27 protein-coding genes are annotated in these 25797 nt (G+C 70.4%); 10 read left to right on the top strand and 17 right to left on the bottom strand.

What is annotated here, in order from left to right:
- The 5 genes from FIU83_RS01895 to radC form a co-directional block, all read right to left on the bottom strand.
- Complete coding sequence (locus FIU83_RS01895) at positions 1 to 1194, bottom strand: class I SAM-dependent rRNA methyltransferase (RefSeq protein WP_152482502.1); 1194 nt, start codon at positions 1192 to 1194, stop codon at positions 1 to 3.
- 29 nt (positions 1195 to 1223) lie between these two features.
- Complete coding sequence (gene mutM / locus FIU83_RS01890) at positions 1224 to 2060, bottom strand: bifunctional DNA-formamidopyrimidine glycosylase/DNA-(apurinic or apyrimidinic site) lyase (RefSeq protein WP_152482501.1); 837 nt, start codon at positions 2058 to 2060, stop codon at positions 1224 to 1226.
- A 94-nt stretch (positions 2061 to 2154) separates the two neighbouring features.
- Positions 2155 to 2310, bottom strand: coding sequence for a 50S ribosomal protein L33 (gene rpmG / locus FIU83_RS01885; RefSeq protein ID WP_071944136.1), 156 nt, complete (start codon positions 2308 to 2310; stop codon positions 2155 to 2157).
- 24 nt (positions 2311 to 2334) lie between these two features.
- Complete coding sequence (rpmB, locus tag FIU83_RS01880) at positions 2335 to 2571, bottom strand: 50S ribosomal protein L28 (protein WP_071944134.1); 237 nt, start codon at positions 2569 to 2571, stop codon at positions 2335 to 2337.
- Positions 2572 to 2911: 340 nt separating this feature from the next.
- The gene (gene radC / locus FIU83_RS01875) at positions 2912 to 3586 is read right to left on the bottom strand and encodes a DNA repair protein RadC (RefSeq protein WP_152482500.1); all 675 of its coding nucleotides are present in this window, start codon (positions 3584 to 3586) and stop codon (positions 2912 to 2914) included.
- 111 nt (positions 3587 to 3697) lie between these two features.
- On the opposite strand from radC, the gene coaBC reads away from it, so the two are divergent.
- The 5 genes from coaBC (at position 3698) to slmA (ending at position 8592) form a co-directional block, all read left to right on the top strand.
- Complete coding sequence (gene coaBC, locus FIU83_RS01870; protein WP_152482499.1) at positions 3698 to 4978, top strand: bifunctional phosphopantothenoylcysteine decarboxylase/phosphopantothenate--cysteine ligase CoaBC; 1281 nt, start codon at positions 3698 to 3700, stop codon at positions 4976 to 4978.
- 22 nt (positions 4979 to 5000) lie between these two features.
- Entirely contained in the window at positions 5001 to 5468 is a 468-nt protein-coding gene (gene dut, locus FIU83_RS01865; RefSeq protein ID WP_152482498.1) for a dUTP diphosphatase, read from the top strand.
- Between the two features lie 31 nt (positions 5469 to 5499).
- Complete coding sequence (locus FIU83_RS01860; protein ID WP_152482497.1) at positions 5500 to 6888, top strand: phosphomannomutase/phosphoglucomutase; 1389 nt, start codon at positions 5500 to 5502, stop codon at positions 6886 to 6888.
- A gap of 71 nt (positions 6889 to 6959) precedes the next feature.
- Positions 6960 to 7877 carry an acetylglutamate kinase gene (argB, locus tag FIU83_RS01855; RefSeq protein ID WP_152482496.1) on the top strand — a complete coding sequence of 306 codons (918 nt, stop codon included), beginning with the start codon at positions 6960 to 6962 and terminating at the stop codon, positions 7875 to 7877.
- Positions 7878 to 7980: 103 nt separating this feature from the next.
- Complete coding sequence (gene slmA / locus FIU83_RS01850; protein ID WP_152482495.1) at positions 7981 to 8592, top strand: nucleoid occlusion factor SlmA; 612 nt, start codon at positions 7981 to 7983, stop codon at positions 8590 to 8592.
- 94 nt (positions 8593 to 8686) lie between these two features.
- Here the strand turns inward: slmA and rpoH are convergent, their stop codons facing one another.
- The 4 genes from rpoH to ftsY form a co-directional block, all read right to left on the bottom strand.
- Complete coding sequence (gene rpoH / locus FIU83_RS01845; protein ID WP_152482494.1) at positions 8687 to 9553, bottom strand: RNA polymerase sigma factor RpoH; 867 nt, start codon at positions 9551 to 9553, stop codon at positions 8687 to 8689.
- Between the two features lie 147 nt (positions 9554 to 9700).
- Complete coding sequence (gene ftsX / locus FIU83_RS01840) at positions 9701 to 10672, bottom strand: permease-like cell division protein FtsX (protein WP_152482493.1); 972 nt, start codon at positions 10670 to 10672, stop codon at positions 9701 to 9703.
- Positions 10669 to 11337, bottom strand: a complete 669-nt coding sequence (gene ftsE / locus FIU83_RS01835; RefSeq protein ID WP_152482492.1) for a cell division ATP-binding protein FtsE — start codon at positions 11335 to 11337, stop codon at positions 10669 to 10671. Before ftsE ends, ftsX begins: the two co-directional genes overlap by 4 nt.
- Complete coding sequence (gene ftsY, locus FIU83_RS01830; RefSeq protein WP_152482491.1) at positions 11334 to 12698, bottom strand: signal recognition particle-docking protein FtsY; 1365 nt, start codon at positions 12696 to 12698, stop codon at positions 11334 to 11336. Before ftsY ends, ftsE begins: the two co-directional genes overlap by 4 nt.
- 90 nt (positions 12699 to 12788) lie before the next feature.
- Here ftsY and rsmD point away from each other — a divergent pair, with 90 nt between their 5' ends.
- Positions 12789 to 13460 (top strand): 16S rRNA (guanine(966)-N(2))-methyltransferase RsmD, encoded by a 672-nt coding sequence (gene rsmD, locus FIU83_RS01825; protein WP_152482490.1) that lies wholly within the window; start codon positions 12789 to 12791, stop codon positions 13458 to 13460.
- An 83-nt stretch (positions 13461 to 13543) separates the two neighbouring features.
- Complete coding sequence (locus FIU83_RS01820; RefSeq protein ID WP_152482489.1) at positions 13544 to 13738, top strand: cell division protein ZapB; 195 nt, start codon at positions 13544 to 13546, stop codon at positions 13736 to 13738.
- Between the two features lie 7 nt (positions 13739 to 13745).
- On the opposite strand, the gene rimI is transcribed toward FIU83_RS01820, so the two are convergent.
- The 8 genes from rimI to FIU83_RS01780 form a co-directional block, all read right to left on the bottom strand.
- Entirely contained in the window at positions 13746 to 14210 is a 465-nt protein-coding gene (gene rimI, locus FIU83_RS01815) for a ribosomal protein S18-alanine N-acetyltransferase (protein WP_152482488.1), read from the bottom strand.
- Positions 14197 to 15018 (bottom strand): hypothetical protein, encoded by an 822-nt coding sequence (locus tag FIU83_RS01810; protein WP_152482487.1) that lies wholly within the window; start codon positions 15016 to 15018, stop codon positions 14197 to 14199. Before FIU83_RS01810 ends, rimI begins: the two co-directional genes overlap by 14 nt.
- The gene (locus FIU83_RS01805) at positions 15015 to 15326 is read right to left on the bottom strand and encodes a BolA family transcriptional regulator (protein WP_152482486.1); all 312 of its coding nucleotides are present in this window, start codon (positions 15324 to 15326) and stop codon (positions 15015 to 15017) included. Before FIU83_RS01805 ends, FIU83_RS01810 begins: the two co-directional genes overlap by 4 nt.
- Positions 15327 to 15401: 75 nt before the next feature.
- Positions 15402 to 16796, bottom strand: a complete 1395-nt coding sequence (locus FIU83_RS01800) for an MFS transporter (RefSeq protein WP_152482485.1) — start codon at positions 16794 to 16796, stop codon at positions 15402 to 15404.
- Positions 16797 to 16903: 107 nt separating this feature from the next.
- Entirely contained in the window at positions 16904 to 17290 is a 387-nt protein-coding gene (locus tag FIU83_RS01795) for a hypothetical protein (protein ID WP_152482484.1), read from the bottom strand.
- A 247-nt stretch (positions 17291 to 17537) separates the two neighbouring features.
- Entirely contained in the window at positions 17538 to 19076 is a 1539-nt protein-coding gene (lysS, locus tag FIU83_RS01790; protein ID WP_152482483.1) for a lysine--tRNA ligase, read from the bottom strand.
- A gap of 107 nt (positions 19077 to 19183) precedes the next feature.
- A protein-coding gene (gene prfB / locus FIU83_RS01785; RefSeq protein ID WP_152482482.1) for a peptide chain release factor 2 occupies positions 19184 to 20282 on the bottom strand; the annotation gives its coding sequence in 2 pieces (ribosomal slippage) (positions 19184 to 20206 and positions 20208 to 20282; 1098 coding nt in all).
- A 255-nt stretch (positions 20283 to 20537) separates the two neighbouring features.
- Positions 20538 to 21932, bottom strand: coding sequence for an OmpP1/FadL family transporter (locus FIU83_RS01780; protein ID WP_253939516.1), 1395 nt, complete (start codon positions 21930 to 21932; stop codon positions 20538 to 20540).
- 271 nt (positions 21933 to 22203) lie between these two features.
- On the opposite strand from FIU83_RS01780, the gene FIU83_RS01775 reads away from it, so the two are divergent.
- From FIU83_RS01775 to FIU83_RS01765, 3 genes are all read left to right on the top strand, one after another.
- Entirely contained in the window at positions 22204 to 22647 is a 444-nt protein-coding gene (locus FIU83_RS01775) for a MerR family transcriptional regulator (RefSeq protein WP_152482480.1), read from the top strand.
- Positions 22644 to 25226: a heavy metal translocating P-type ATPase gene (locus FIU83_RS01770; protein ID WP_152482479.1), complete on the top strand. Its 2583-nt coding sequence runs from the start codon at positions 22644 to 22646 to the stop codon at positions 25224 to 25226. The genes FIU83_RS01775 and FIU83_RS01770 overlap by 4 nt, the downstream gene beginning before the upstream one ends.
- Before the next feature lie 134 nt (positions 25227 to 25360).
- The gene (locus FIU83_RS01765) at positions 25361 to 25780 is read left to right on the top strand and encodes a VOC family protein (RefSeq protein ID WP_152482478.1); all 420 of its coding nucleotides are present in this window, start codon (positions 25361 to 25363) and stop codon (positions 25778 to 25780) included.
- Positions 25781 to 25797: the final 17 nt, after the last annotated feature.

Genomic DNA, 25797 nt, shown 5'->3' with positions numbered 1-25797 from the left:
CTAGTCGCGGAAGACGCGCACGCCCAGGGCCTTGAGGTAGGCGGTCTCGGGGATCGCCGGGTGCACCGGATGGTCCGGCCCCTGGTGGCCCTGGAAGAGGATCTGGCCCTGGCGATCCTGGTGGCGCACCGCGCCGCGCACCACGTCGACCAGGCGCTCCGGGGCCAGGTGCATGGAGCAGGAGGCCGAGAGCAGCAGGCCGTCGCGGCCGAGCAGGCGCATCGCCTCGCGGTTGAGCTTGCCGTAGGCCCGCTCGCCGTTGGGAATGTCCTTGCGCTTGCGGATGAAGGCGGGCGGGTCGAGAATCACCACGTCGAACTCCTCCCCCTCGGCCTTGAGGGCGGCGAGCACCTCGAAGGCATCGCCCTCGCCTACCGCCACCTGCTCGTGCAGGCCGTTGAGGGTGGCGTTCTCGGCGACCCGCTCCAGGGCCGCGCCGGAGGCGTCCACGCAGAGCACTTCGCTGGCGCCGCTGGCCGCGGCCTGCACGCCCCAGCCCCCGACGTAGCTGAACAGGTCCAGCACCCGCTTGCCGGCCACCAGGCCGTTGAGCCAGGCGCGGTTGACCCGGTGATCATAGAACCAGCCGGTCTTCTGGCCGTCGAGCACCGGCGCGACGAAGCGCACGCCGTTCTCCTCCAGCAGCACCTGGTCGGGCAGCTCACCCTTCACCACCTCGACGCCCGCCTCGAGGCCCTCCTGGCGACGCCCGCTGGTGTCGTTGCGGAACACCACGGCCGCCGGCGAGAGCACCTTGTCCAGGGCATCGAGCAGCTCCTCGGCCACGGCCTGCATGCCGGCGGTGTTGAGCTGGACCACGACGACGTCGCCGAAGCGGTCGATGATGAGCCCCGGCAGCAGATCGCCCTCGCCGTGCACCAGGCGGTAGAAGGGCTTGTCGAAGAGCCGCTGACGCAGGGCCAGCGCCTGGTTGAGGCGGTGCACCAGCAGCGAGCGGTCGAGCCCCTGCTTGGGATCGCGGGAGACCATCCGGGCGCAGATCAGCGAATGCGGATTGACGTAGGCCACCCCCATGCCCTTGCCGTTGGCCGCCTCGACCACCACCTGCGCGCCGGGCGCGATCCCCTTGAGGGGCGTGGCCTGGATGTCGATCTCGTTGGAGTAGAGCCACAGGTGGCCGGCCTTGAGGCGACGGTCGGCATTCTTCTTCAGGCGCAGGGTGTGCTGAGTCATGGGGGTCTCGCTGGGGAAAGGGGGATCGTTCAGGTCTGGCACTGGCCACAGAACACGCTGGCCCGTTGGCCCAGGGTCACCAGGCGCAGCTCGGCGCCGCAGCGCCGGCAGGGCTCGCCGTCGCGGCCGTAGACGTTGAGCCGCTGCTTGAAGTAGCCGGGCTCGCCGGTGCCGCCGACGAAGTCGCGCAGGGTGGTGCCGCCCTGGGTGATGGCGGCCGCCAGCACCTCGCGCACCGCCTCCGCGAGGCGATCGTAGCGCTCCCGGGCGATGCGTCCGGCGGCCCGGCGCGGGTCGATGCCGGCCAGGAACAGCGCCTCGGCGGCGTAGATGTTGCCCACGCCGACCACCACGGCGTTGTCCATCAGGAAGGGCTTCACGGCGAGGCGCCGGCGGCGGGAGAGCGCGAACAACCGGGCGCCATCGAAGGCGTCGGACAGCGGCTCCGGCCCCAGCCGGGCGAGGCGTGCATCCTCCGCCGGGGCGTCGGCGAGCCAGTCGACGAAGCCGAAGCGGCGCGGATCGTGGTAGCGCAGGATGCCGCCGTCGTCGAGCACCAGGTCGACGTGGTCGTGCTTCTTCGGCAGCTCGCCGAGGCGGGCGAGCCGCAGGCTGCCGGACATGCCCAGGTGCCAGAGCAGGGTGCCGACCGAGCCGCCGCCCTCCGGGGCCGAGAGCGGCACGAGCAGGTACTTGGCGCGACGCGCGAGGGGGCCGATTCGCGCCCCGACGAGACGCTCGACGAGGTCCGGCGGCACCGGCACGCGCAGGCGGGCCTGGCGGACGATCACCTCGGTGATCTCGCGGCCCTCCACATGGGGCGCGATGCCACGGCGGGTGGTCTCGACTTCGGGCAACTCGGGCATGGTCTCGTCCGGAGAAGCGTCACTACGCAAGAACCCGACCATCGGGCCGGGTTCAGGCTGACAGGCTCGTACCTGCGGCGGAAGCGACCAAGGGTTACTTGATCTTGCCTTCCTTGTACATCACGTGCTTGCGGATCGTCGGATCAAACATCTTCTTCTCGAGCTTGTCCGGGGTGTTCCGCTTGTTCTTGTCGGTGGTGTAGAAGTGGCCGGTACCGGCGCTGGAAATCATTCGGATCTTGTCACGCATGACGGATATCTCCCTGTGGAACGCTTAGACGGCGTCGCCGCGCTTGCGAATGTCGCCGAGCACCGCCTCGATGCCCTTCTTGTCGATGATGCGCATGCCCTTGGAGGAGACGCGCAGCTTGACGAAGCGCTTCTCGGACTCCACCCAGAAACGGTGGGAATGCAGGTTCGGCACGAAACGACGGCGCGTCTTGCGCTGGGAGTGTGAAACGTTGTTACCAGTCACCGGGCGCTTGCCGGTAACCTGACATACTTTGGACATGAGAGCCTCCAACCGCTTGGCCAGGTGTATAGACCTGAGTGTTCAAAACCTGTCGGGCAAACCGGGACGACCCCGTTGTCATTTGACCCAAGGGAATTCAAAGGCTGCACTTTATACCAGAACCCGCCACGGTCGGCAAGCGACGCGGCGATGTTCCAATGGGGGCGTGGCATGGCCTCGCGACACCCGAGGGTGGCACGGCTGACGGCGATGACAGGCGGGGACCCGTACCAAAGGGCCCAGCGCAGCCGGTGCGACATTATAACGATCCGCGCGCGAATTTCCTATCACGATTCTGGTCGGCAGGGGCAGCCGGACGGGCACCTGGCGACGCGCTCCGCTACAGCCAGCCCCGCTCGGCGAAGGAGACCACCTCCCCGTCCCCCACCACGAAGTGATCCAGCACGCGGATCTCGAACAGCGCGAGCGCCTCGCGCAGCCGCTCGGTGATGCGCCGGTCGGCATCCGACGGCTCCGCCACCCCAGAGGGATGGTTGTGCGCGAAGATCACCGCCCCGGCACCGAGCGCCAGGGCGCGCCTGGCCACCTCGCGGGGGTAGACCGAGGCGCTGTCCAGGGTGCCGCGAAACAGCGACTCGTAGCGCAGCACCCGGTGCTGGCTGTCGAGGAAGAGCGCGGCGAACTCCTCGTGCCCGAGATGGCGCAGCTTCGCGGCGAGGTAGGTGCGCACCAGGGTCGGCGAGGTCAGGGCGTGACCGCGCTCGAGCTGGCTGGCGAGGTGGCGCCGCGACAGCTCCAGGGTGGCCTGGAGCTGCACGAAGGTGGCGGTGCCGATGCCGCGTTCGGCGCAGAAGCGCGCCTGGTCGGCCTCGAGCAGCGGGCGCAGGCCGCCGAAGGCCGACAGCAGATCCCGCGCCAGGTCCACCGCCGAGCGGCCCGCCACCCCGACGCGCAGGAAGATCGCCAGCAGCTCCGCGTCGGAGAGCGCCTCCACCCCGAGCGCCAGCAGCTTCTCCCTGGGACGCTCCCCTTCCGGCCAGTCGCGAATCGACATCTCGGCCTCCCTGCCCGTCATTGCTGGCTATCAGTGTAGTCGGGCCGGCGGCTACGCAAGGTGGGGCGCCGGTGGTAAGGTAGGGGGCCAGATTCCCGCTCGGATATCACCATGTCTTCACTGCCCGGCACACGGCGCAGCGGCCGCCCGAATGCGGGCCACCCGTACGCGGGCCGCCGCATCCTGCTCGGCATCAGCGCCGGCATCGCCGCCTACAAGAGCGCCCAGCTCGCCCGCCTGCTCAAGCAGGCCGGCGGCGAGGTGCGCGTGGTCATGACCGAGGGCGCCCAGGCCTTCATCACGCCGCTGACCCTGCAGGCGCTGACCGGCGAGCCGGTGCGCACCTCGCTGCTCGACCCCGAGGCCGAGGCCGGCATGGGCCATATCGAGCTGGCCCGCTGGGCCGAGACCATCCTGATAGCCCCGGCGACCGCCGACCTGATGGCCCGCCTCGCCCACGGCCATGCCGATGACCTGCTGACCACCCTGTGCCTGGCGAGCGACGCCGAGCGGGTGATGGCCCCGGCCATGAACCAGGCCATGTGGCGCCATCCGGCGACGGCACGCAACGCCGACCGGCTCGCCCGGGACGGCTGGCGACTGCTGGGACCGGACAGCGGCGACCAGGCCTGCGGCGACGTGGGGCCGGGGCGCATGCTGGAGCCCGAGGCGATCATCGCGGCGCTGGCGCCCGACGCCGCGCCGGCCGAAGCGCGCGAGGCCGAGGGGCTGACCGTGACCATCACCGCCGGTCCCACCCGGGAGGCGCTGGACCCGGTGCGCTACCTCTCCAACCACAGCTCCGGCAAGATGGGCTACGCCCTGGCCGCCGCCGCGGCCGCGCTCGGCGCCCGGGTCCGACTGATCAGCGGCCCGGTGGCCCTGCCCACCCCCGACGGCGTGGAGCGCATCGACGTGGAGAGCGCCCGGGAGATGCACGCGGCCGCCCAGCGGCTGGCCCCCGACAGCGATCTCTTCATCGGCTGCGCCGCCGTGGCCGACTACCGCGCCGAGACGGCCGCCGAGCACAAGATCAAGAAGGTCGACGGCGAGGAAGGCCTGACCCTGCGCCTGGTCAAGAACCCAGACATCATCGCCGGCGTGGCGGCCCTGGCCGAGCGCCCCTTCGTCGTCGGCTTCGCCGCCGAGACCCGCGACCTCGAGGCCTACGCCCGGGACAAGCTGACCCGCAAGGGGCTCGACCTGATCGTCGCCAACGACGTCTCCGACCCCGGGATCGGCTTCGGCACCGACCACAATGCCGCCCTGCTGCTGTGGCGCGACGGCGAGGCCGAGGGCCGCGAGGCGCTCTCGCCCCAGCCCAAGGGCGACCTCGCCCTGGCGGTGGTGCGCCGCGCCCTGGCCTGCCTGACGGCCCGACACACTCCCTGACACCGCACCCCGAGGAACCCCGATGTCTCTCGCCCCCGAACGCCCGCGCCTCGCCGTCAAGCTGCTCGACGAGCGCCTGCGCGACGCGATGCCCCGCTATGCCACCGACGGCTCCGCCGGCATGGACCTGCACGCCCTGCTCGACGCCCCGCTGACCCTGGCACCCGGCCAGTGCGAGCTGATCCGCACCGGGCTCGCCATCCACATCGCCGACCCGGGGCTGGCCGGCATGATCCTGCCCCGCTCGGGGCTGGGCCACAAGCACGGCATCGTGCTCGGCAACCTGGTGGGCCTGATCGACTCCGACTACCAGGGCGAGCTGATGATCTCGACCTGGAACCGCGGCCAGGCGCCCTTCACCATCGAGCCCCTCGAGCGGTTGGCACAGTACGTGCTTGTGCCCGTGGTGCAGGCCGAGCTCGAGCTCGTCGACGACTTCGCCGAAAGCCATCGCGGCGCCGGCGGCTTCGGCAGCTCGGGCCGGCGCTGAGCCACTCGCCCCCTGACAACGGATGGATCCCATGACCCCAGAGACCGTACCCGCCTCGATCTTCCGCGCCTACGACATCCGCGGCATCGTCGACGACACCCTGACCGAGACCGGCGTCGAGCAGATCGGCCGCGCCATCGGCAGCGAGGCCCGCGCCCGCGGCGAATCCACCGTGGTCGTCGCCCGCGACGGACGCCTCTCCGGGCCGCGCCTGCTTGCCGCCCTGACCCGCGGCCTGACGTCGACCGGATGCGACGTCGTCGACGTCGGCATGGTCCCGACCCCGGTGCTCTACTTCGCCACCCACGTGCTCGAGGGCACCGCCTCCGGCGTGATGGTCACCGGCAGCCACAACCCGCCGGACTACAACGGCTTCAAGATCGTGCTCGGCGGCGAGACCCTCTCCGGCGAGGCGATCACCGCGCTGCACACCCGCCTCGCCACCGGCGATCTCGCCGAGGGTCAGGGCGCGGTGCGCGAGGAGGACGTGCGCGACGCCTACCTCTCGCGCATCCTCGGCGACGTCAGCCTGGCCCGCCCGATCAAGGCGGTGGTCGACTGCGGCAACGGCGTGGCCGGCGAGCTCGGCCCGGCACTGGTCGAGCGTCTCGGCGCCGAGACGGTGCCGCTGTTCGCCGAGATCGACGGCACCTTCCCCAACCACCACCCGGACCCGGGCAAGCCCGAGAACCTCGAGGACCTGATCCGCACCGTGCAGGAGACCGGCGCCGACATCGGCCTGGCCTTCGACGGCGACGGCGACCGCCTCGGCGTGATCACCCCGGGCGGCAAGCTGATCTACCCCGATCACCTGCTGATGGCCTTCGCCGAGGACATGCTGTCGCGTAATCGCGACGCCCGCGTGATCTTCGACGTCAAGTGCACCGGCAACCTGACCCGGGTGATCGAGGAAGCGGGCGGCACGCCCGAGATGTGGCGCACCGGCCACTCGCTGATCAAGGCGCGCATGAAGGAGACCGGCGCGGCGCTCGCCGGCGAGATGAGCGGCCACATCTTCTTCCAGGAACGCTGGTACGGCTTCGACGACGGCCTCTACGCCGCGGCGCGGCTGCTCGAGATCCTCGCCAAGCAGGGCGACGATGCCGACGCCTTCTTCGCCCGCTACCCCCAGGATCTCGGCACCCCGGAGATCAACATCACCGTGACCGACGAGAACAAGTTCGCCCTGGTGGACCAGCTGGCCCGGGAGGGTGACTTCGGCGACGACGGCGTCAAGACCACCCTGGACGGGATCCGCGTCGACTACCCGGACGGCTGGGGACTGTGCCGCGCCTCCAACACCACGCCGGTGCTGGTGCTGCGCTTCGAGGGCAAGGACGAGGCGGCGCTCACGCGCATCCGCGCCCGCTTCGCCGACGCCCTCGCCCAGGTGTCGCCCGAGCTCGAGCTGCCCCGCTGAGGGGCGGCTCGCCACGCGGGCGCGCCGTACGAGGACGCTCGCCAGACGAAACAGGACAGGGAAATCGACCGATGACCGAACAGACCCGCGACCCGCGCCAGGTAGTGGAGGTGCTCTCCGAGGCGCTGCCCTACATCCAGCGCTTCTCCGGCAAGACCGTGGTGGTGAAGTACGGCGGCAACGCCATGACCGAGGACGCCCTGATCGACTCCTTCGCCCGGGACATGGTGCTGATGAAGGAGGTCGGCATCAATCCGGTGGTGGTGCACGGCGGCGGCCCCCAGATCGGCGACCTGCTCGACAAGCTGAACATCGAGTCGCGCTTCGTCAACGGCATGCGGGTCACCGACGCCGAGACCATGGACGTGGTGGAGATGGTGCTGGGCGGGCTGGTCAACAAGGGCATCGTCAACCTGATCAACCAGAGCGGCGGCAAGGCCATCGGCCTGACCGGCAAGGATGGCGCCCAGATCCGCGCGCGCCAGCTCAAGGTAGAGCACCAGAGCCCGGAGATGACCGCCCCGGAGATCATCGACATCGGCCACGTCGGCGAGGTGGAGCACATCTCCACCGACCTGATCGAGATGCTCGCCGCCCGCGACTTCATCCCGGTGATCGCCCCCATCGGGGTCGATGCCGAGGGGCGCAGCTACAATATCAATGCCGACCTGGTGGCCGGCAAGGTGGCCGAGGCGCTGGACGCCGAGAAGCTGATGCTGCTGACCAACGTGGCCGGCCTGATGAACGCCGACGGCGAGGTGCTCACCGGCCTGACTACCGGCCAGGTGGACGTCCTGATCGCCGATGGCACCATCCACGGCGGCATGCTGCCGAAGATCCGCTGCGCCCTGGAGGCCGTGAAGGGCGGCGCCAAGAGCGCCCACATCATCGACGGCCGCGTGCCCCACGCCACCCTGCTGGAGATCTTCACCAACGCCGGCGTCGGCACCCTGATCACCGACGCGCCGCAGGAGCCCGGCGAGGGCTGAGCCCCGCGCCCCTCATCCGCTCGAGCCAGCCGCCAAGAGCTGGCCTTGCGAACCGGCCCCTCGGGGCCGGCCCGATCCACCCGACCGACAAGAACATAACGACATGACGCAGGAAACCCAGACCCCCAGCCGCCGCGAGCAGATCCTGCAGGGCCTGGCGCTGATGCTGGAGGAAGACAGCGGCAAGCGCATCACCGTGGCCGCCCTGGCCCGCCAGGTCGGCGTCTCGGAGGCCGCGCTCTATCGCCACTTCCCGAGCAAGGCGCGGATGTTCGAGGGCTTGATCGAGTTCATCGAGGAGAGCCTCTTCGAGCGCATCGGCCGGATCCTGGACGAGGTGCCCGACGCGGTGCCGCGCTGCGGCCAGATCCTCACCCTGGTGCTGGCCTTCGCCGAGAAGAACCCGGGCCTCTCGCGCCTGCTGGGCGGCGACGCCCTGACCGGGGAGACGGCCCGGCTGCGCCTTCGCATCCATCAGCTCTTCGAGCGCCTGGAGACCCAGCTCAAGCAGGTGCTGCGCGAGGCCGAGCTGCGCGAGGGACGCCGCCCCGCCCTGCCGGTCTCCGCCGCCGCCAACCTGATGCTGGCCCTGATCGAGGGGCAGATCTCACGCTACGTGCGCAGCGACTTCCGCCACCGCCCCACCGAGCACTGGGACGACCAGTGGTCGCTGCTCTCGGCGCAGCTCCTGCGCCCGGCCGCCCAGACGGCCTGACGCCACTGCCCCGCCCCAACGCACGAAGCCCCGACCAATGGCCGGGGCTTCGTCGTTCGGGGACCATCGCTCGACGGTGCGAGCCGAGCGGAGGTCAGGCCACCAGGGCGTCGCCGATCTGCTGGCGGATCTTCTTCATGGCGTTCTTCTCGAGCTGGCGAATGCGCTCGGCGGAGACGCCGTAGACGTCGGCCAGCTCGTGCAGGGTCGCCTTGTCGTCGCCGAGCCAGCGCTGCTGCAGGATGTCCCGAGAGCGCTCGTCGAGGGCCTCGAGGGCCGTCTGCAGGCGCTGGGTGGCGTCCTGTTCCCAGTCGCTGTCCTCGAGCTGGGCGGCCGGGTCGGAGGCGGCGTCGTCGAGGAAGTGCACCGGCGCCTGGTAGGCGGACTCCTCGTCCTCGCCGGGCGAGGCATCGAAGCCGGCGTCGTGGGCCGACAACCGACCCTCCATCTCGCGCACCACCTCGGGCTTGACGTCGAGGTCCTTGGCGATCGCCTCCACCTCGTCGCTGTTCAGCCAGGCCAGGCGCTTCTTGGCGCCGCGCAGGTTGAAGAACAGCTTGCGCTGGGCCTTGGTGGTGGCGATCTTGACGATGCGCCAGTTACGCAGCACGAACTCGTGGATCTCGGCCTTGATCCAGTGCACGGCGAAGGAGACCAGCCGCACCCCCTGGTTCGGGTCGAAGCGCTTGACGGCCTTCATCAGGCCGACGTTGCCCTCCTGGATCAGGTCAGCCTGGGGCAGGCCGTAGCCGGAGTAGCTGCGGGCGATGTAGACGACGAAGCGCAGATGCGACAGCACCAGGCGGCGGGCCGCTTCCAGGTCTCCCTCGTCGTGAAGCCGGAAGGCGAGATCGCGCTCCTCCTCGACGGTCAGCATGGGGATGCCGTTGACCGCCTGGATGTAGCCGTTCAGGTCATGACCGGGAGAGAGCTGTCCCACCGGCAGAAGACTGGTGCTCATGTGCAGGTTGTCTCCTTCGAAGCCCATAGTGCTGTGCGTATAGTGCTGTGCGTACAGTGCTGTTCGTGATCGCTGACTACGACGTTAAAGGCCGTGGAAAGTTCCGAATGTACTCGCCCTAGGCGTGGAATCAACCGGCCGCTTGCCTTATCGGGGCCGAATCTCCGCCAGGTGCCGATTCACGGCCAGCCAGGCACCCAGCCAGCCAAGTAGTGTACTACAGCCCAGCAGTATTGTAGACCCTTCGACGCCCAGCCGCGGCAGCTCGAAACTGGCGCCGTAGCTGGCCGCCAGCGCGCTGACCGGGGCCGCCAGCCAGTCGCTGCCGAGGCTCAACAGCCCCCAGGCCAGCAGGCCACCACCGAGGCCGAACCAGGCACCGCTGTAGAGGAAGGGGCGGCGCACGAAGGCGTGGGTGGCGCCGATCAGGGTGACCACCTCGATCTCCTGGCGGCGGCTCTCCACGGCCAGCCGGATGGTGTTGCCGACCACCAGCAGCACCCCCAGCGCGAACAGCACGCCCAGCGCCAGGGTGACGCGCTGGCCCAAGGCGGCGAGCTGGCGCAGGCGCTCCAGCCAGGCGAGGTCCAGGCGCACCTCATCGACGCCGGGCACCGCCTGGAGGGCCTCGGCGAGGCGGCGCACCGCCGCGGGATCGGCATCGACGGGATGCACCACGACGCTGGCCGGCAGCGGGTTCGTCTCGAGCCGCGCCAGGGCGTCCTCGAGCCCCAGCGCCTGCTGGAACTCGGCCATGCCCTCGGCAGCGGTGATAAGGCGAGTGGCGGCCACGCCCGCCTGGGCGGCCAGGGCCTGTTCGATGCGTCCGGCCTCGGCCTCGCCGACGTCCTCCTCGAGGTAGGTGGTGAGGGTGGCGCTCTGCTCCAGCTGGGCGTCGAGCAGGCGGGCGCTGTCCAGGGTCAGCCACAGGCCGGCCGGCAGCACCAGGGCGATGGCGATGGCGAGCATCGTCAGGAGGCTGCCGAGGGGCCGGCGCCACAGCCGGCGGGCGCTGTCGGCGGCCATGGCGCGGTGGTGGCGGGCCCAGGCGCGCCAGCGCAGGGTGCCGCTCGCGCGCTGCGTGCGGGCGCCACGGGGCGACGGCTCGGGTCGGCTCATGCGATCTCCTCGTCGGCCACCAGGCGTCCCTCGCGCAGCCGCAGGGTGCGGTGGCGCAGCCGGGCGATCAGCGCCAGGTCGTGGCTGGCGACCATGACCGTGGTGCCGATGCGGTTGAAGTCCTCAAACAGCCCCATGATGTCGGCGGAGAGCTGGGGGTCGAGGTTGCCGGTGGGCTCGTCGGCCAGCAGCAGCGCCGGCTTGTTGACCACCGCCCGGGCGATGCCCACCCGCTGCTGCTCGCCGCCGGAGAGCTCGATGGGCAGGGCCTGCTCGCGATGCAGCAGGCCGACCTTGTCGAGTGCCGCCCGCACCCGGCGGGCGGCCTCGCGGCGCTCGATGCCCTGGATCTCCAGCGGCAGCGCCACGTTGTGGTAGATCGAGCGGTCGAAGAGCAGCTGGTGGTCCTGGAAGACCACGCCGATCTGGCGACGATAGAAGGGGACCTGGCTGTGGTGCAGGCGATCGATGTCGTGGCCCGCCACCCGCACCCGGCCGCGACTGGGCCGCTCCAGGCGCATGATCAGCCTCAGCAGCGAGCTCTTGCCCGCCCCGGAGTGGCCGGTCAGAAAGACCATCTCGCCGCGGCGCACGCGGAAGTCGATGTTGGCGAGCGCGTCATAGCGCCCGCCGTAGCGCTTGCCGACGTGCTCGAAGGCGATCATGACGCGGGCGTGTCCTGGTCCCGGTCGAACAGGGCATCGACGAACTCGCGCGCCACGAAGGGCCGCAGGTCATCCAGCCCTTCGCCCACGCCGATGAAGCGGATCGGGGTGCCGAGCTGGCGCGCCAGGGCGAAGATGATGCCGCCCTTCGCCGTGCCGTCGAGCTTGGTCAGGGTCACGCCGGTGATCGGTACCGCCTCGTGGAAGGTCGAGGCCTGGGCCAGGGCGTTCTGCCCAGTGCCCGCGTCGAGCACCAGCATCACCTCGTGGGGGGCGCTGCCATCGATCTTGCCCATCACCCGTTGGACCTTCTTCAGCTCCTCCATCAGGTGCGCCTTGTTGTGCAGGCGCCCGGCGGTGTCGGCGATCAGCACGTCGACCCCACGGGCCTTGGCCGCCGAGAAGGCATCGAAGATCACCGAGGCGCTGTCGGCGCCGGTGTGCTGGGCGATCACCGGCACGTCGTTGCGCTCGCCCCACACCTTGAGCTGCTCCACGGCGGCGGCGCGGAAGGTATCGCCGGCGGCCAGCATCACGCTGCGCCCCTCGCGCTGGAAGCGCTGGGTCAGCTTGCCGATGGTGGTGGTCTTGCCGACGCCGTTGACGCCGACCACCAGGATCACGAAGGGCCCCTCGCCCTTGGGCGGCAGGGCCAGGGGCTCGGTGACCGGCTCGAGGCTCGCCGCCAGCTCCTCTTGCAGGGCCCGGTAGAGCGCCTGGGGATCCTTGAGCTCCTTGCGCGAGACCCGGTCGGCGAGCCGATCGATGATCTCGGTGGTGGCCTCGATGCCCACGTCCGCCAGCAGCAGCTGGGTCTCGAGCTCCTCCATGAGGTCGTCATCGATCTGCTTGCGCCCCATGAAGAGGTCGGCGAGGCCGTCGGTGAGGTTGGCGCGGGTCTTGCCGAGCCCGGCGCGGATGCGCGCGAACCACCCCTTCTTCTCGCCGACGGGCTTCTCCTGCAGGGCGGCCGGCGCCGGGGTCGGCTCGGGCTCGGGCTCGGGCTCAGGCTCGAGTTCGGGTTCGGGTTCGGGTTCGGGTTCGGGTTCGGGTTCGGGTTCGGGTTCGGGTTCGCGAACAGGCTCGGGGGCGACCGCCTGCGATGCCTCTGCCACGGGCACCTCATTCGCCGACTCCTCCGGCGTGGACGCGGCGAGGGGCCCTGACGCCTCGGCGGCACCGGCGTCGCTCTCCGGCTCGGCGACGGCTTCCTCCGCGGGTGCTTCCCGAGGCTCGGCAGACGCCTCCTCGGGCGTGGCCTCGTCCGCTGTCGCCTGCTCGTCCGACCGGCGCTCGGCCTCCTGTTCCGGTGTCGTCTGCTGCTGTTCCTGCTTCTTCTTGCGCTTGAGAAAACCGAACATGGGGGGATCACGCCTCACGGATGAACGAATCGCCTCATCCTACCATTGCGCACCATGACTGTGGACAAGCCGGCGGTTACAATCCGCCCCATGACACGTCGCACTTCCTCCTCCCGCAAGCCCCGTCGCCCGGGCTCGGCCAAGGGCCCCGGCCACCGAGGCACCGACCGCCGAACCCCCGGACGGCTGCGCCTGATCGGCGGCGATTTTCGCCGCCGCCAGCTTCCGGTGCTCGACCACCCCGGGCTACGCCCTACCCCCGACCGGGTGCGCGAGACGCTCTTCAACTGGCTGACCGCCGCCGTGCCCGGAGCCCGGGTGCTCGACCTCTTCGCCGGCACCGGCGCGCTCGGCCTCGAGGCCCTGTCGCGGGGTGCCCGGGAGGCGGTGTTCGTCGAGGCCGACGCCAGGGTGGCGCGCCAGCTGGCCGACAACCTCGTGACCCTCGAGGCCAGCGAGCGCGCCACCCTGCGCACCACCGAGGCCCAGGCCTTCCTGGCCGGCCCCGCCGCCCCCTTCTCGCTGGTCTTTCTCGACCCGCCCTTCCACCGCGGCCTCGCCGCCGAGTGCTGCGCGGCGCTGGAGGCCGGCGGCTGGCTCGACGAGGCGGCCTGGATCTACCTCGAGACCGAGTCCTCGCTGACGCCGGACGTGCCGGCCGCCTGGCAGCCGCATCGGGAGGTGCGCGCCGGCGACAGCACCGGACGGCTCTATCGGCGACGGCCGGACGACGGCCAGTCGCCCGACGGCGACGGTTGCTGAGCCCCGGCCGCAGGGTTACGCTGCTGGCAGGAGAACCCCCAACGGGCGCGGCCCGATCCGCAGGACGTAGTCAGGAGAACAGGATGAGCATCGAACTCTTCAACCAGCTCGAACAGAAGGTCTCCAGCGCCGTCGAGGCCCTGGAGTTGATGAGGATGGAAGCCGAGGAGCTGCGCGAGGAAAACGCTCGCCTGAAGCAGGAGCGCGAGGAGTGGGAGCGCCGCCTCGCGAGCCTGCTGGGCAAGTTCGACGAGGTCGAGACGACCGCGACCAGCTGAGGCGGGATCAGCCCAGCGAAAGCGACATCAGCAGCGCGTCCTCGCGCTCACGGCCGGCGAGGGGCGGATAGTAGCCGCGGCGCCGGCCGTCCTCGTGGAAGCCGGCGCGCCGATAGAGGCCGATGGCCGGCGCATTGCTCGCCCGCACCTCCAGCAGCAGGCGCTCGACGTCCCACCCCTTCGCCGCCTCGATCACCGCATCGAGCAGCCGGGCCGCCACCCCCTGGCGGCGCTGGTCGCCGGCCACCAGGATGGCCTGCAGCTCCGCCTCGAAGGGCAGGCGCACCACCACCGCATGCCCCACCAGGCGCGCGTTCCACGCGGCGCCGATGACCCGCGTCTCGGGATCATTCAGCGCGGCCGCGAGCTGGCGCGGCGTCCAGGGATGCGCCTGCCCCGCCTGCTCCAGGGCCGTCAGCGCCGCCAGGTCGCCGCTCCCCAGCGGGCGCAGCGTCGCCTCAGCCGGGGGCATGCCCTGCCTCCCAGGCCGATCGCCAGTCGCGGATCCGCGGCCAGAGCGCACGCTTGGCCTCGGCGCTGCCGGCCAGCGTCTCCAGGGCGGGCCCCTGCCAGGCCGGCAGCGCCAGCAGCGGGCAGTGGGCCTCCACCACGCCGAGCAACTCGTCGAGAACGGCATCCTCGCCGAACACCAGCAGCCGCTCCGGCACCCAGCCGCGCCGCGCCCGCCCGGCCAGGAAGGCCTGGAGTCCCTCTCGCGCCTCCTCCAGGGGCGCCTCCACCGGCAAGCCCTCCACCTGGGGCCAGCGGAAGGCCTCGAAGGCCGGCATCTGCTCGGGCACCACGCCGGCGGCCTGCAGCAGGTGGCGCAGCAGGCGCGTCTCGATGGCGCCCGGGGACGCCTCCCGGGGCAGCAGGATCAGCCAGCGGCCGTCGAGGCAGGCCACCTGCAGGGTGAAGCGCAGCGCCTCGCCGGCGCGCTGGACGGGACGCGCCGCCTCCGACTCGGCGGCGGCCTCGGCCTCGATGGCGGGCACGATGTCGCCGAGCAGGGCCCGCGCCTTGCCGGGACCGGCCGGCGCACGCTGGGGCGGCTCCGGCTCGGCGGGCGCCTCCCGGGGTGCGGCGTCCCGGGCCTGGGCGGCCTCGTCGAGCAGGGCGTGCAGGCGCTCGCCGGGCGGCGAGGCCGTGGCGGCCTCGGGATCAGGCGCCGCCCACTCGGCCTCCGGCGTGGGCAGGGCGTTGGGCAGGCGGTAGCGAGCGACCCAGGCCGTCAGGCCCATGGCCTCCAGGTACTGCAGGCGCTGCGGCTCCGGGGTCACGGGGTGCCGCCGCCCCGGCAGTCGGGAGAGTCGGGGCGCGACTGGCCGCTGGCCGCCCACTCCTCGGGCGTGTAGAGGTGCAGGGCCAGGGCGTGTACGGGGCCGGCCAGCTCATCGGCGAGCAGCGCATAGAGCTGCTGGTGACGCTTGACCGGCATCAACCCCTCGAAGCGGCGCGCGACCAGGGTGACCTTGAAGTGGGTCTCCGAATTCGCCGGCACATTGTGCCGGTGGCTCTCGTTCTCCACCGCCACGACGTCGGGCTCGAGGGCCTTGAGCTTGGCTTCGATGGTGTCCTGGATGCTCATGTCGAGGTCTCGATGCTGGGTGAGTGAGGGACCCATTGTACGCCTTCCACGCGGGCCCGACGACGCCCGTTGCGATCAGGCCCGGCGCGCCTCGCGCTGGGCCCGCCCGGCCAGGCCGATCCGCGAGAGGCTCGCCAGAAGCGACAGCGCGCAGGCCCCGGCCCCGGCCCAGAGCGTCGCCTGCACCGGGGCACCGGCGGCCAGGAAGGCGCCGACCAGGGCGACCCCGAGGGACTGGCCCACGGTGCGGGTGGTGCTCATCACGCCGGAGGCCCGGGCGCTGCGCTCCCGGGGGACGCTGGCCATCATCTCGCGGTTGTTGGGGGGCTGGAAGAGGCCGAATCCCATGCCGCACAGCGCCGTGCGCCAGAGGCTGTCGACGAAGCTCGCCTCGGCGTCCAGCCCGGCCAGGGCGGCCAGGCCCAGCAGCAGCAGCACCAGGCCGGCGCTGGAGAGCAGGCTCGGGTTGACCCGGTCGGCGAAGCGGCCCGCCAGGGGCCCCACCACCATGATCGCCAGCGGCCAGGGAGTGAACATCCAGGCGGTCTGCAGCGGCGTGAAGCCCATCTCCTGCTGGTAGACGAAGGAGAGCGCCACGAAGGCCAGCCCCTGCCCCACGAAGGCCAGCCCCGAGGCGCAGACGGCCAGCGAGAAGCGCGGCTCGGCGAACAGCGAGAGCGGCAGCAGGGGGTGGCGCGCGCGCCGCTGGCGGCGTAGGAAAAGGCCGGCACCGAGCGCGCTGCCGCCGAGCCAGGCGAGCACCTGCCAGCCGGGAACCCCGTGGCCGACGCCGTCGAGGCCGATGAAAAGCCCGGCCATCATCACCACCGCGAAGAGCGCGCCGCGCCCGTCGAAGGCCTCCCGGCGCCCCGCCTCCCGGGGCAGCGCCCGCCAGGCCAGGCCGGCGGCGCATAGCCCCAGCGGCACGTGCAGGGCGAAGAGCCACGGCCAGTTCGCCACCGAGAGCACCAGCCCGCCGATCGTCGGCCCCGCCGCGTAGCCGCCGGCCACCACCAGGGCGGAGAGCCCCAGGGCGCTGCCGAGCAGCCGCGAGGGGAAGATCGAGCGGTAGAGCGAGGGCCCGATGGAGAGGGTCGCCGCCGCGCCGAGCCCCTGCAGGCCGCGGAACAGCAGCAGGGTCTCAAGGTTGCGGGAGAGCGCGCTGCCCAGCGCAGCCAGGGTGAAGAGCGCCACCCCGGCCGTGTAGAGACGATAGCGCCCGACCCGTTCGCTGAGCGCGGCGAAGACCAGCAGGAAGGCGGCGCAGACCACTTGGAAGAGGTTGGTGACCCACACCACCCGGGAAGGCGAGGCCGCGAGGTCGGCGGCGATGGTGGGCAGGGCGATGTTGACCATGGTGGTGTCCACCACCGCCATCAGGGTCCCGAGGATCAGGGCCAGCACCGCCAGGCGCCGTGCCGGGCCCGGCAGGCCGTCGTCGCCGGGACGGGTCGCGAAGAGTCGACTCATCCTGTGTCCGTCACTGTCCGTTCCCCGTCGCCGGGGCCATAAAACGAAAACCGGCCGAAGCCGGTTTCTCGGTGGGCCGTCATCGCGATGACGGCTCGACCGACGCCTCAGTCCTGGTCGGTCTCCAGCAGCAGGGCGTCGTCCACCTCGGAGACCTCCAGCGCCGCCTCGTTGTCCAGGTCGACGGCCAGGTAGCTGTGCTCGACCTGCAGGAAGCGCTGGAAGAGCGACCAGTCCAGGGACTCGGGCCACTGGCGCTCGTCCTCTTCCCAGGCGCGCAGCTCGGTCTCGAGGATCTCGAGGAAGCGTTCGCGCACGAAGCCCTCCAGGGCCTCCGGCGTGTCCATCTCGGGGATCAGGTAGACGGTGCTTTCGCGTTCGACGTCGGCCAGGGTCAGGTCGTCCCCATCCATGGTGGGTTCGAGCGCATTGATCCAGTCCACGAAGTGCCGGGTCGGCCTGACGCTCAGGGCGGAGCGGTTGAGCAGTTTCATCACGGTCTCCTCGACGTCGAAACGACGGTCATTATGGGCGCTGCCCACGGCGTTTACCAATGCTTCCCACCTCATCACCGCAGATGAGTGGCCTCTAACTGCCCGGCTCGGGGCTGACCTGGCGACAGGCCTTGGGGGAGGCGCTGTGAATCCCTCCATGGACGCTACCTCGGCCCTCCCTGGTCCTCGGACCTCCCCTTCGGCCTATCCCCAGCGCCCCTCGCTCGTACCCTGAAGTACAGCCTATTCAGTCGACTTCGGGACGCATGGCCGGGAACAGCAGGACATCGCGGATGGAGGCGCTGTCGGTGAACAGCATCACCAGCCGGTCGATGCCGATGCCCTCCCCGGCGGTCGGCGGCAGGCCGAACTCCAGGGCGCGGACGTAGTCGGCATCGAAGTACATCGCCTCGTCGTCGCCGGCCTCCTTCTCCGCGGCCTGGGCGGCGAAGCGCTCGGCCTGGTCCTCGGCGTCGTTGAGCTCCGAGAAGCCGTTGGCGATCTCGCGGCCGCCGACGAAGAACTCGAAGCGCTCGGTGACGAAGGGGTCGCTGTCCTTGCGGCGCGCCAGCGGGCTCACCTCGGTGGGGTACTCGGTGATGAAGGTCGGCTGCTGGAGGCGGTGCTCGACGGTCTTCTCGAAGATCTCGATCTGGATCTTGCCCAGCCCCCAGCCGTCCTTGACGTCGATGTCCAGGCGCTCGGCGATCTGGCGGGCCGCCGCCTCGTCGGCCAGGGCCTCGGCGTGGATGTCCGGGTTGAACTCGAGGATGGCGTCGAACACGGTGATGCGGCGCAGCGGCTGGCCGAAGTCGTACTCGAAGGTCTCCAGCACCTCGCCCTCGGCGTTGCGCACGGTGTTGACCACCGTGGTGGTGCCGAGCACCCGCTGGGCCACGCTGCGCAGCATCTCCTCGGTGAGGTCCATCAGGTCATGATGATTGGCATGGGCCTGGTAGAACTCGATCATCGTGAACTCGGGGTTATGCCGGGTGGAGAGCCCCTCGTTACGGAAGTTGCGGTTGATCTCGAAGACCCGCTCGAAGCCGCCCACCACCAGGCGCTTGAGGTAGAGCTCCGGGGCGATGCGCAGGTACATGTCGATGTCCAGCGCATTGTGGTGGGTGACGAAGGGCCGGGCCGTGGCGCCGCCGGGGATCGGCTGCAGCATCGGCGTCTCGACCTCCATGAAGCCTCGATCCTCGAAGAAGCGGCGCATGGCGCTGATCACCCCGGCGCGGGCCTCGAAGACCCGGCGCGAATCGGGGTTCACGATCAGGTCGACGTAGCGCTGGCGATAGCGCGCCTCGAGATCGGTCAGGCCGTGGAACTTGTCGGGCAGCGGCCGCAGGCTCTTGGTGAGCAGCCTGGCCTCGACCATCATCACGTAGAGGTCGCCCTTGCCCGACTTGTGCACCGGCCCGCGGGCGGCCACGATGTCGCCGATGTCCCAGCCCTTGATGTCCTCGAGCACCTCGGCCGGCAGCCCCTTCTTGTCGACGTAGAGCTGGATCGTGCCGGAGGGATCCTGGATCACGATGAAGGGTCCGCGCTTGCGCATGATGCGCCCGGCCACGGCGGCCGGACGCCCCAGGGCCTCCAGCTCGGCCTTGTCCTTGTCGCCGAGCTCGGCGTCGAGCTCGGCCGCCAGGCTGTCGCGGCGGAAGTCGTTGGGGAAGGCGCTCGCGCCGGTGTCGGCGGCCAGCTCGCGGCGCGCGGCCAGCTTGGCACGGCGCTCGGCGATCAGGCGGTTCTCGTCGTTCTGCGGGGAGTCCGGGTGGGCCATGTCGCTACCTGTGGCGTCGCGGCCTCGCCAGAGGCCGCTGCTGTGAAGAGAGTGGGCGTCGTGCCGCGCCCCGGGCGAGGATCGCCCGGGCGCGGCAGGGCTGGGGCTCAGAGCCCCTGTTTCAGGCTGGCTTCGATGAACTGATCCAGGTCGCCGTCCAGCACCTTGTCGCAGCTGCTCGACTGCACGCCGGTGCGCAGGTCCTTGATGCGCTGGTCGTCCAGCACGTAGGAGCGGATCTGGCTGCCCCAGCCGATGTCGGCCTTGGAGTCCTCGGCCTCCTGCTTGGCGGCGTTGCGCTTCTGCATCTCGTGTTCCCACAGCTTCGCCTTGAGCTGCTTCATGGCGAAGTCGCGGTTGGCGTGCTGGCTGCGCTGGCTCTGGCAGGCCACCACGATGCCGGTGGGCTCGTGGGTGATGCGCACGGCCGAGTCGGTGGTGTTGACGTGCTGACCGCCGGCGCCGCTGGAGCGGTAGGTGTCGACGCGCAGGTCCGAGGGATTGATCTCGACCTCGAAGCTGTCGTCCACCTCCGGCGAGAGGAACACCGAGGCGAAGGAGGTGTGGCGGCGACCGCCGGAGTCGAAGGGACTCTTGCGCACCAGGCGGTGCACCCCGGTCTCGGTGCGCAGCCAGCCGAAGGCGTACTCGCCCTGGACGTGCACCGAGGCCGACTTGATGCCCGCCACGTCGCCGGCCGAGACCTCGATGATCTCCGCCTTGAAGCCGTGATGCTCGGCCCAGCGCAGGTACATGCGCAGCAGGATGTTGGCCCAGTCCTGGGCCTCGGTGCCGCCGGAGCCGGCCTGGATATCGAGGTAGGCGTTGTTCTCGTCCATCTCGCCGGAGAACATGCGCCGGAACTCGAGCTTCTCGAGGCTCGCCTGCAGGCCGTCGAGCTCCTTCTGGACCTCGGCGACGGTGCCCTCGTCCTCCTCCATCTCGGCGAGCTCCAGGAGGTCCTGGCTATCGCCGAGACCCTGCTCGAGCTCGTCGATGGTGGCGACGATGTTCTCCAGGGTGGAGCGCTCCTTGCCGAGCTTCTGGGCGTAGTCCGGATCGTTCCAGACGTTGGGGTCCTCGAGCTCGCGGGTGACTTCCTCTAGCCGATCCTTCTTTTCGGCATAGTCAAAGATACCCCCTCAGGACGTCTGTCCGCTCAGACAGGTCCTTGATGAGGTGGTGGATGGCATTGGTTTCCAGCATGGGCTCGCTCGCCTGAATCTGCGGTGGAAAGACGGCCGCCGCGGCGGCGCGGGAAAAGGGGCCTATTGTAGCGAACCCCGGCCGCAGCGACCATCCTCACCCGTCATCGGCAGGCGGTCGACTACACCCGGGAGCTGATGCGGGCGGCCTTCCTCGAGGAGGCGGCCGCCTGAACCCAGGCCAAACGTTAAGCCCCCGGCCAGTGGCCGGGGGCTCGAGGGTCATGCCCGAAAGGTCCTGCAGCCAGGGCCGCGCTTAGAAGCGATAGTCCACCGAGAGGGCGAAGACGTCGGCCTCCACCTCGTAGGTGCCGGACAGGTTGCCGCGGCTGGCGTTCTCGTTGGTCGGGGTGGCGTCCTGATCCATCTCGACGTCGTCGCCGAAGATGCGCAGATAACCGGCGGTGATGCCCAGGTTCTCGGTCGGCTGATAGGTGGCGCCGAGGGAGGCCCAGCGGCGATCGGCGTCCGGCACCCGAGGGGTTCGGAACTCGGCGCTCGGCACCGGCGTCTCGTCGATGCCCAGGCCGGCCCGCAGCAGCCACTGCGGGTTCAGGGCATAGTTCGCGCCCACCGAAAAGGCCCAGGTGTCGTCCCAGTTTTCCTCGGTGCGGCTAGGGGCGCTACCATCCTCGAACTCGACCACCAGCTCGTCGAAGCTGCTCCACTCGGTCCACTCGGCGTTGGCCATCAGCGCCAGCCGGTCGGTCAGCTGGTGGTAGACGCCCAGATTCAGGTTGGCCGGGGTGGTCAGGTCGGCGGTGCCACCGCCATCGCGCAGACGCCCCTGGGCCTGCGCTCCTGCCAGTACCTGCTGACCTGTGACGTTATCCGAACTGTAGTTTACCTCGCCATCGAGGGTCAGATCGATCTCGGAGCGATAGCTGGCCCCCAGCCGCGTCCTGTCGGTGGCCTGATAGAGGACACCAAGGGTATAGCCATAGCCCCAGTCGTCGCCAGTGACCTCGGCGAAGCCATCGGCAAATCCAGCCTGAGCGCCCAACGCCTGCGCGGTCGCCATATCCCCCCGCTCCATTGCAGCTTTTGCCCCGAATGAGGCGAGGTCTAAGGCATTCGAGAGTGTTGCATCCGCATACTGCGCGCGCAGGCCCACGGCCAGGTTGAGTCGCTCCGAAGCTCGATAGTTAAGCGTCGGCTGGAAGTCGATGGTGGTGAGCTCGGTCTCCACGGCATGGTAGCGGCCGATCCAGTCCTTGTCGTACTTGGTGGAGAGGCCGTAGGGCGCATAGATGGCCAGGCCCAGGTCCCAGCGCTCATCGAGCTGCGTCTTGGCGGCGAAGCTCGGCACGGTGGCCGTCTCGCCGCCCTGACGAGAGCCGCCTCGGTCGTAATTGGAACCGCCTAGACCTGTTGCTTCTGCCCCCTGAAGCTCGAAGGAGGCATCGATATAGGCCACCCCGCCGGCGACCTGATTGCCGTCGATGTTGCCGATAGCGGCCGGGTTATGGGCCATGAAGCTGACATCCTCGGCGCCGGCGGCGGCGTTCGAGAAGGCGTTGGCGAGGCTCTTGGCGCTCTGCTCGCGCACCTGGAAGCCGGTGGCGGCGGCCTGACTGGCGATCAGCGCCGTGGAGGCGAAGGCGATGGCGAGGGTGAGCCGATTGACGTGATGGGGCATATGGCGAGGCATCCCTATTCCGATGGATCGTTATTGTCGTTCTTCCGCGGGGCGGTCACGTGCCGTCAGTGTTCGCCCATCCCCGGCCAGGGATCAAGTCCAAACGATCGTTTTAAAGCATTTTTTTCTAATACTTTGGTAGAACGCACGTTTTAACTTCTTTTTATTCATTGCCTTAGCCACCGACCAACGGCCATGCCGCCCAGGGGTGCCGTCAAGGCTTGACCTATAGGTAACCCAAGGGTTTTACACTTCCCCCATGGCATTCACCGGAGACACCGCGATGAAAGTCAGCGAGATCGCTCGCCAGGCCGGCGTCACCGCCGAGACCGTGCGCCACTACACCCGAGAGGGTCTGCTGAGACCCGAACGCCACCCCGAGAACGGCTACCAGCTGTTCGACCAGCGGGAGCTGGAGCGCCTGCGCTTCATTCAGCGCGCCCGCACCTTGGGGTTCGGCGTGGCGGAGATCCGCGACATCCTCGAGCATGCCGACCATGGCGACTCGCCCTGCCCGATGGTGCGCGACCTGCTGGCGAGCCGACTGCCCCAGATCCGCGCGCACATCGCCGAGCTGGAGGCACTGGCCACGCGCATGGAGCAGGCCCTGGCCGCCTGGGAGGAGATGCCCGACGGCACGCCGGACGGCCACAGCCTGTGTCGGCTGATCGAGAGTTTCCCCGAACCGCTCAAGACCGGCGTGGACGCCGGCGAGGAGACGCCATGAACGCCCGACAGACCCTCGAACGCCGGGTGCCCGGCATGAGCTGCCAGGGCTGCGTGGCCAAGATGCGCCGCGCCATCCAGGCCCGGGACAGCGCGGCCGAGGTCACCGGCACCCCCGCCGACAAGCGCCTCGAGGTCGCCACCTCGCTCGCGGCACGCGAACTGGACGAGGCGCTCGCCGAGGCCGGCTATCCGCCCGTCGAGCACGGCGATGACGAGTCCACCGAGGCGAAAACCCGCGAAACCGAGTCGACCGAGGACGCCGAGCCAGCCTCCGGCGACGCGCCGCATGACGCCCCTGTCGAGGCGCAGCAGCCGACGACCCGCCGCCTCTCGATCAGCGGCATGACCTGCGCCAGCTGCGTGAAGAGCGTCCAGCAGGCCCTCGAGAAGACGCCCGGGGTGGTCGGTGCGGAGGTGAACTTCGGCACCCACACCGCCGAGGTGCGCGGCAGCGCCGACCCGGACGCCCTGGTGCGCGCCGTGGAGGACGTGGGCTATGGCGCCGAGCCCATCGTCGACCTGCGCGAGGCGGAGGAGGCCCGGGCGCGCAAGGACGAGCGCACCTACCGTGAGCGCCTACGGGGCAGCCTGCTGTCGCTGGCGCTCGCCGTGCCGCTGATGGCCAGCATGTTCGTCTACCACCCCCAGCCGGTGGGCGGCGGCCGCCTCTACTGGCTGGCGGTCGGCCTGCTGACGCTGGCCGTGATGGCCTATCCGGGGCGCCATTTCTTCGTCAACGCCTGGAAGAACGTCCGCCACCACCAGGCCAACATGGACACCCTGATCGCCATGGGCACCGGCACCGCCTGGCTCTACTCCATGGCGGTGGTGGCCGTCGGCCCCTGGCTGCCGGAGGTGGCCCGGGGCATCTACTTCGAGGCCTCGGCCATGGTCATCGGCCTGGTGCTGCTGGGCAACGCCCTGGAGCTGCGCGCCCGGGGCCGCACCAGCGAGGCCCTGAAGCGCCTGCTCGACCTGCAGAGCCGCACCGCCCGGGTCATCCGCGACGGCAAGGAGCAGGAGATCGAGATCGACGAGGTGCGCCAGGGCGACCATATCCGCGTGCGTCCCGGCGAGCGCCTGCCGGTGGACGGCGAGGTGACCGAGGGCCGGAGCCACATCGACGAGTCGATGCTCACCGGCGAGCCGGTGCCCGTGGCCAAGGGCGCAGGCGACGAGGTGAGCGCCGGCACCGTCAACGGCAAGGGCGGCCTGGTCTACCACGCCACCCGCGTCGGGGCGAACACGCGGCTCGGCCGGATCACCGAGCAGGTGGCCAGCGCCCAGGCCTCCCGTCCGCCCATCGGCCAGCTGGCCGACCGGGTGTCGAGCATCTTCGTGCCCTCGGTGATGATCATCGCCGTGCTCACCGCGCTCGCCTGGTTTAATGCCGGCGCCGAGCTGCGGGTGATCCACATGCTGGTCACCGCCACCACGGTGCTGATCATCGCCTGCCCCTGCGCGCTGGGCCTGGCCACGCCGATCTCCACCATGATCGGGGTCGGCAAGGCCGCCGAGCACGGCGTGCTGGTGAGAAGCGGCGACGCCCTGCAGACCGCCAGCCGGCTGACCACCCTGGTGGTGGACAAGACCGGGACCCTCACCGAGGGCAAGCCCCGGGTCACCGAGGCCGAGGTCCTGGCGGGCGACGAGCGCACGGTGCTGGGCCTGGTCGCGGCCCTGGAGCGAGGCTCCGAGCACCCCCTGGCCGAGGCGCTGATGGCCCACGCCGAGGAGGCCGGCGCCCGGCCCGATGAGATCACCGACTTCGACACCGTCACCGGCGGCGGCATCACGGCGAACACCGCCGACGGACGCCCGCTGCTGCTGGGCAATGCCCGGCTGCTGGAGGAGGCCGGCGTGGCGCTGGACGAGGCCCGGGAGATCGCCGGCGAGCTCGAGGAGAAGGCGCGCACCGTGGTCTATTTCGCCGTGGACGGCCGGCTCGCCGCGGTCTTCGGCATCAGCGACCCGCTGCGCCACGACACCCGCGAGGCGGTGAAGCGCCTGCAGGACGATGGCCTGACGATCGTGATGCTGACCGGCGACAACGCGCACACCGCCGCCGCCATCGCCCGGGAGGTGGGCATCGACGAGGTCCGCGCCGGCCTGCTGCCCGAGGACAAGCACGCCGAGATCGGCCGCCGCCAGGCCGCCGGCGAGGTGGTCGGCATGGTCGGCGACGGCATCAACGACGCCCCGGCGCTGGCCCGGGCCGATGTCGGCTTCGCCATCGGCCAGGGCACCGACGTGGCCATCGAGAGCGCCGGCATCACCCTGGTGCGCGGCTCGCTGCACGGCGTGGCCGCCGCCATCGAGATCAGCCGGGCGACGCTTGCCAACATCAAGCAGAACCTGGTGGGCGCCTTCGGCTACAACGTGCTGGGCATCCCCATCGCCGCCGGGGTGCTCTACCCCGTCACCGGCACCCTGCTCTCGCCGATGATCGCCGGGGCCGCCATGTCGCTCTCCTCGATCACCGTGGTCAGCAACGCCAACCGGCTGCGCCTGTTCCGCCCCGCCGCCGAGGGCCGGAGCGGAACCCGGCGCCGCGATCCCCCCCAGGAGGATGCATGATGAGCTGGATCGTCAATCTCGCCGGCCTGGCCCTGATCGCCCTGATCGCCTGGTGGTTCTGGGGCCAGCGCTGACCGACGCCCGGGGCCGCCGACGCTACGCTGAAGGCAGATAGCCACCAGGGAGAGTGCCCGATGCCCGAACTCAACGGCGTGCTGGAAACCGCCCTCTACGTGGCGGACATGGCCCGGGCGCGGGCCTTCTTCGAGGAGGTGATGGGGCTTGCGCCCTTCAACGCCGATCACCGCTTCACCGCCTATGACGCCGGCGGCCGCTCGGTGCTGCTGCTGTTCCTCGACGGCGAGACGCAGGAGACCGTGGTGCTGCCCGGCGAGATGGGCACCATCCCGCCCCACGACGGCGCCGGCCAGGTGCACCTGGCCTTCGCCATCGCCATCGAGGCACTCGCCGACTGGGAGGCACAGCTGGGGCGTCACGAGATTCCCATCGAGGGGCGCACCCACTGGCCCCGCGGGGGCGAAAGCCTCTATTTCCGCGATCCGGACGGCCACCTGCTGGAGCTCGCCACGCCCGGCGTCTGGCCGACCTACTGAGGCCCACGGCTCCGGCA

This window comes from Halomonas sp. THAF5a (genome assembly GCF_009363755.1).
Classification (GTDB): Bacteria; Pseudomonadota; Gammaproteobacteria; order Pseudomonadales; family Halomonadaceae; genus Halomonas.
The sequence above is the reverse complement of the archived record's forward strand: the minus strand, read 5'-3'. Positions and strand labels throughout refer to the sequence as shown.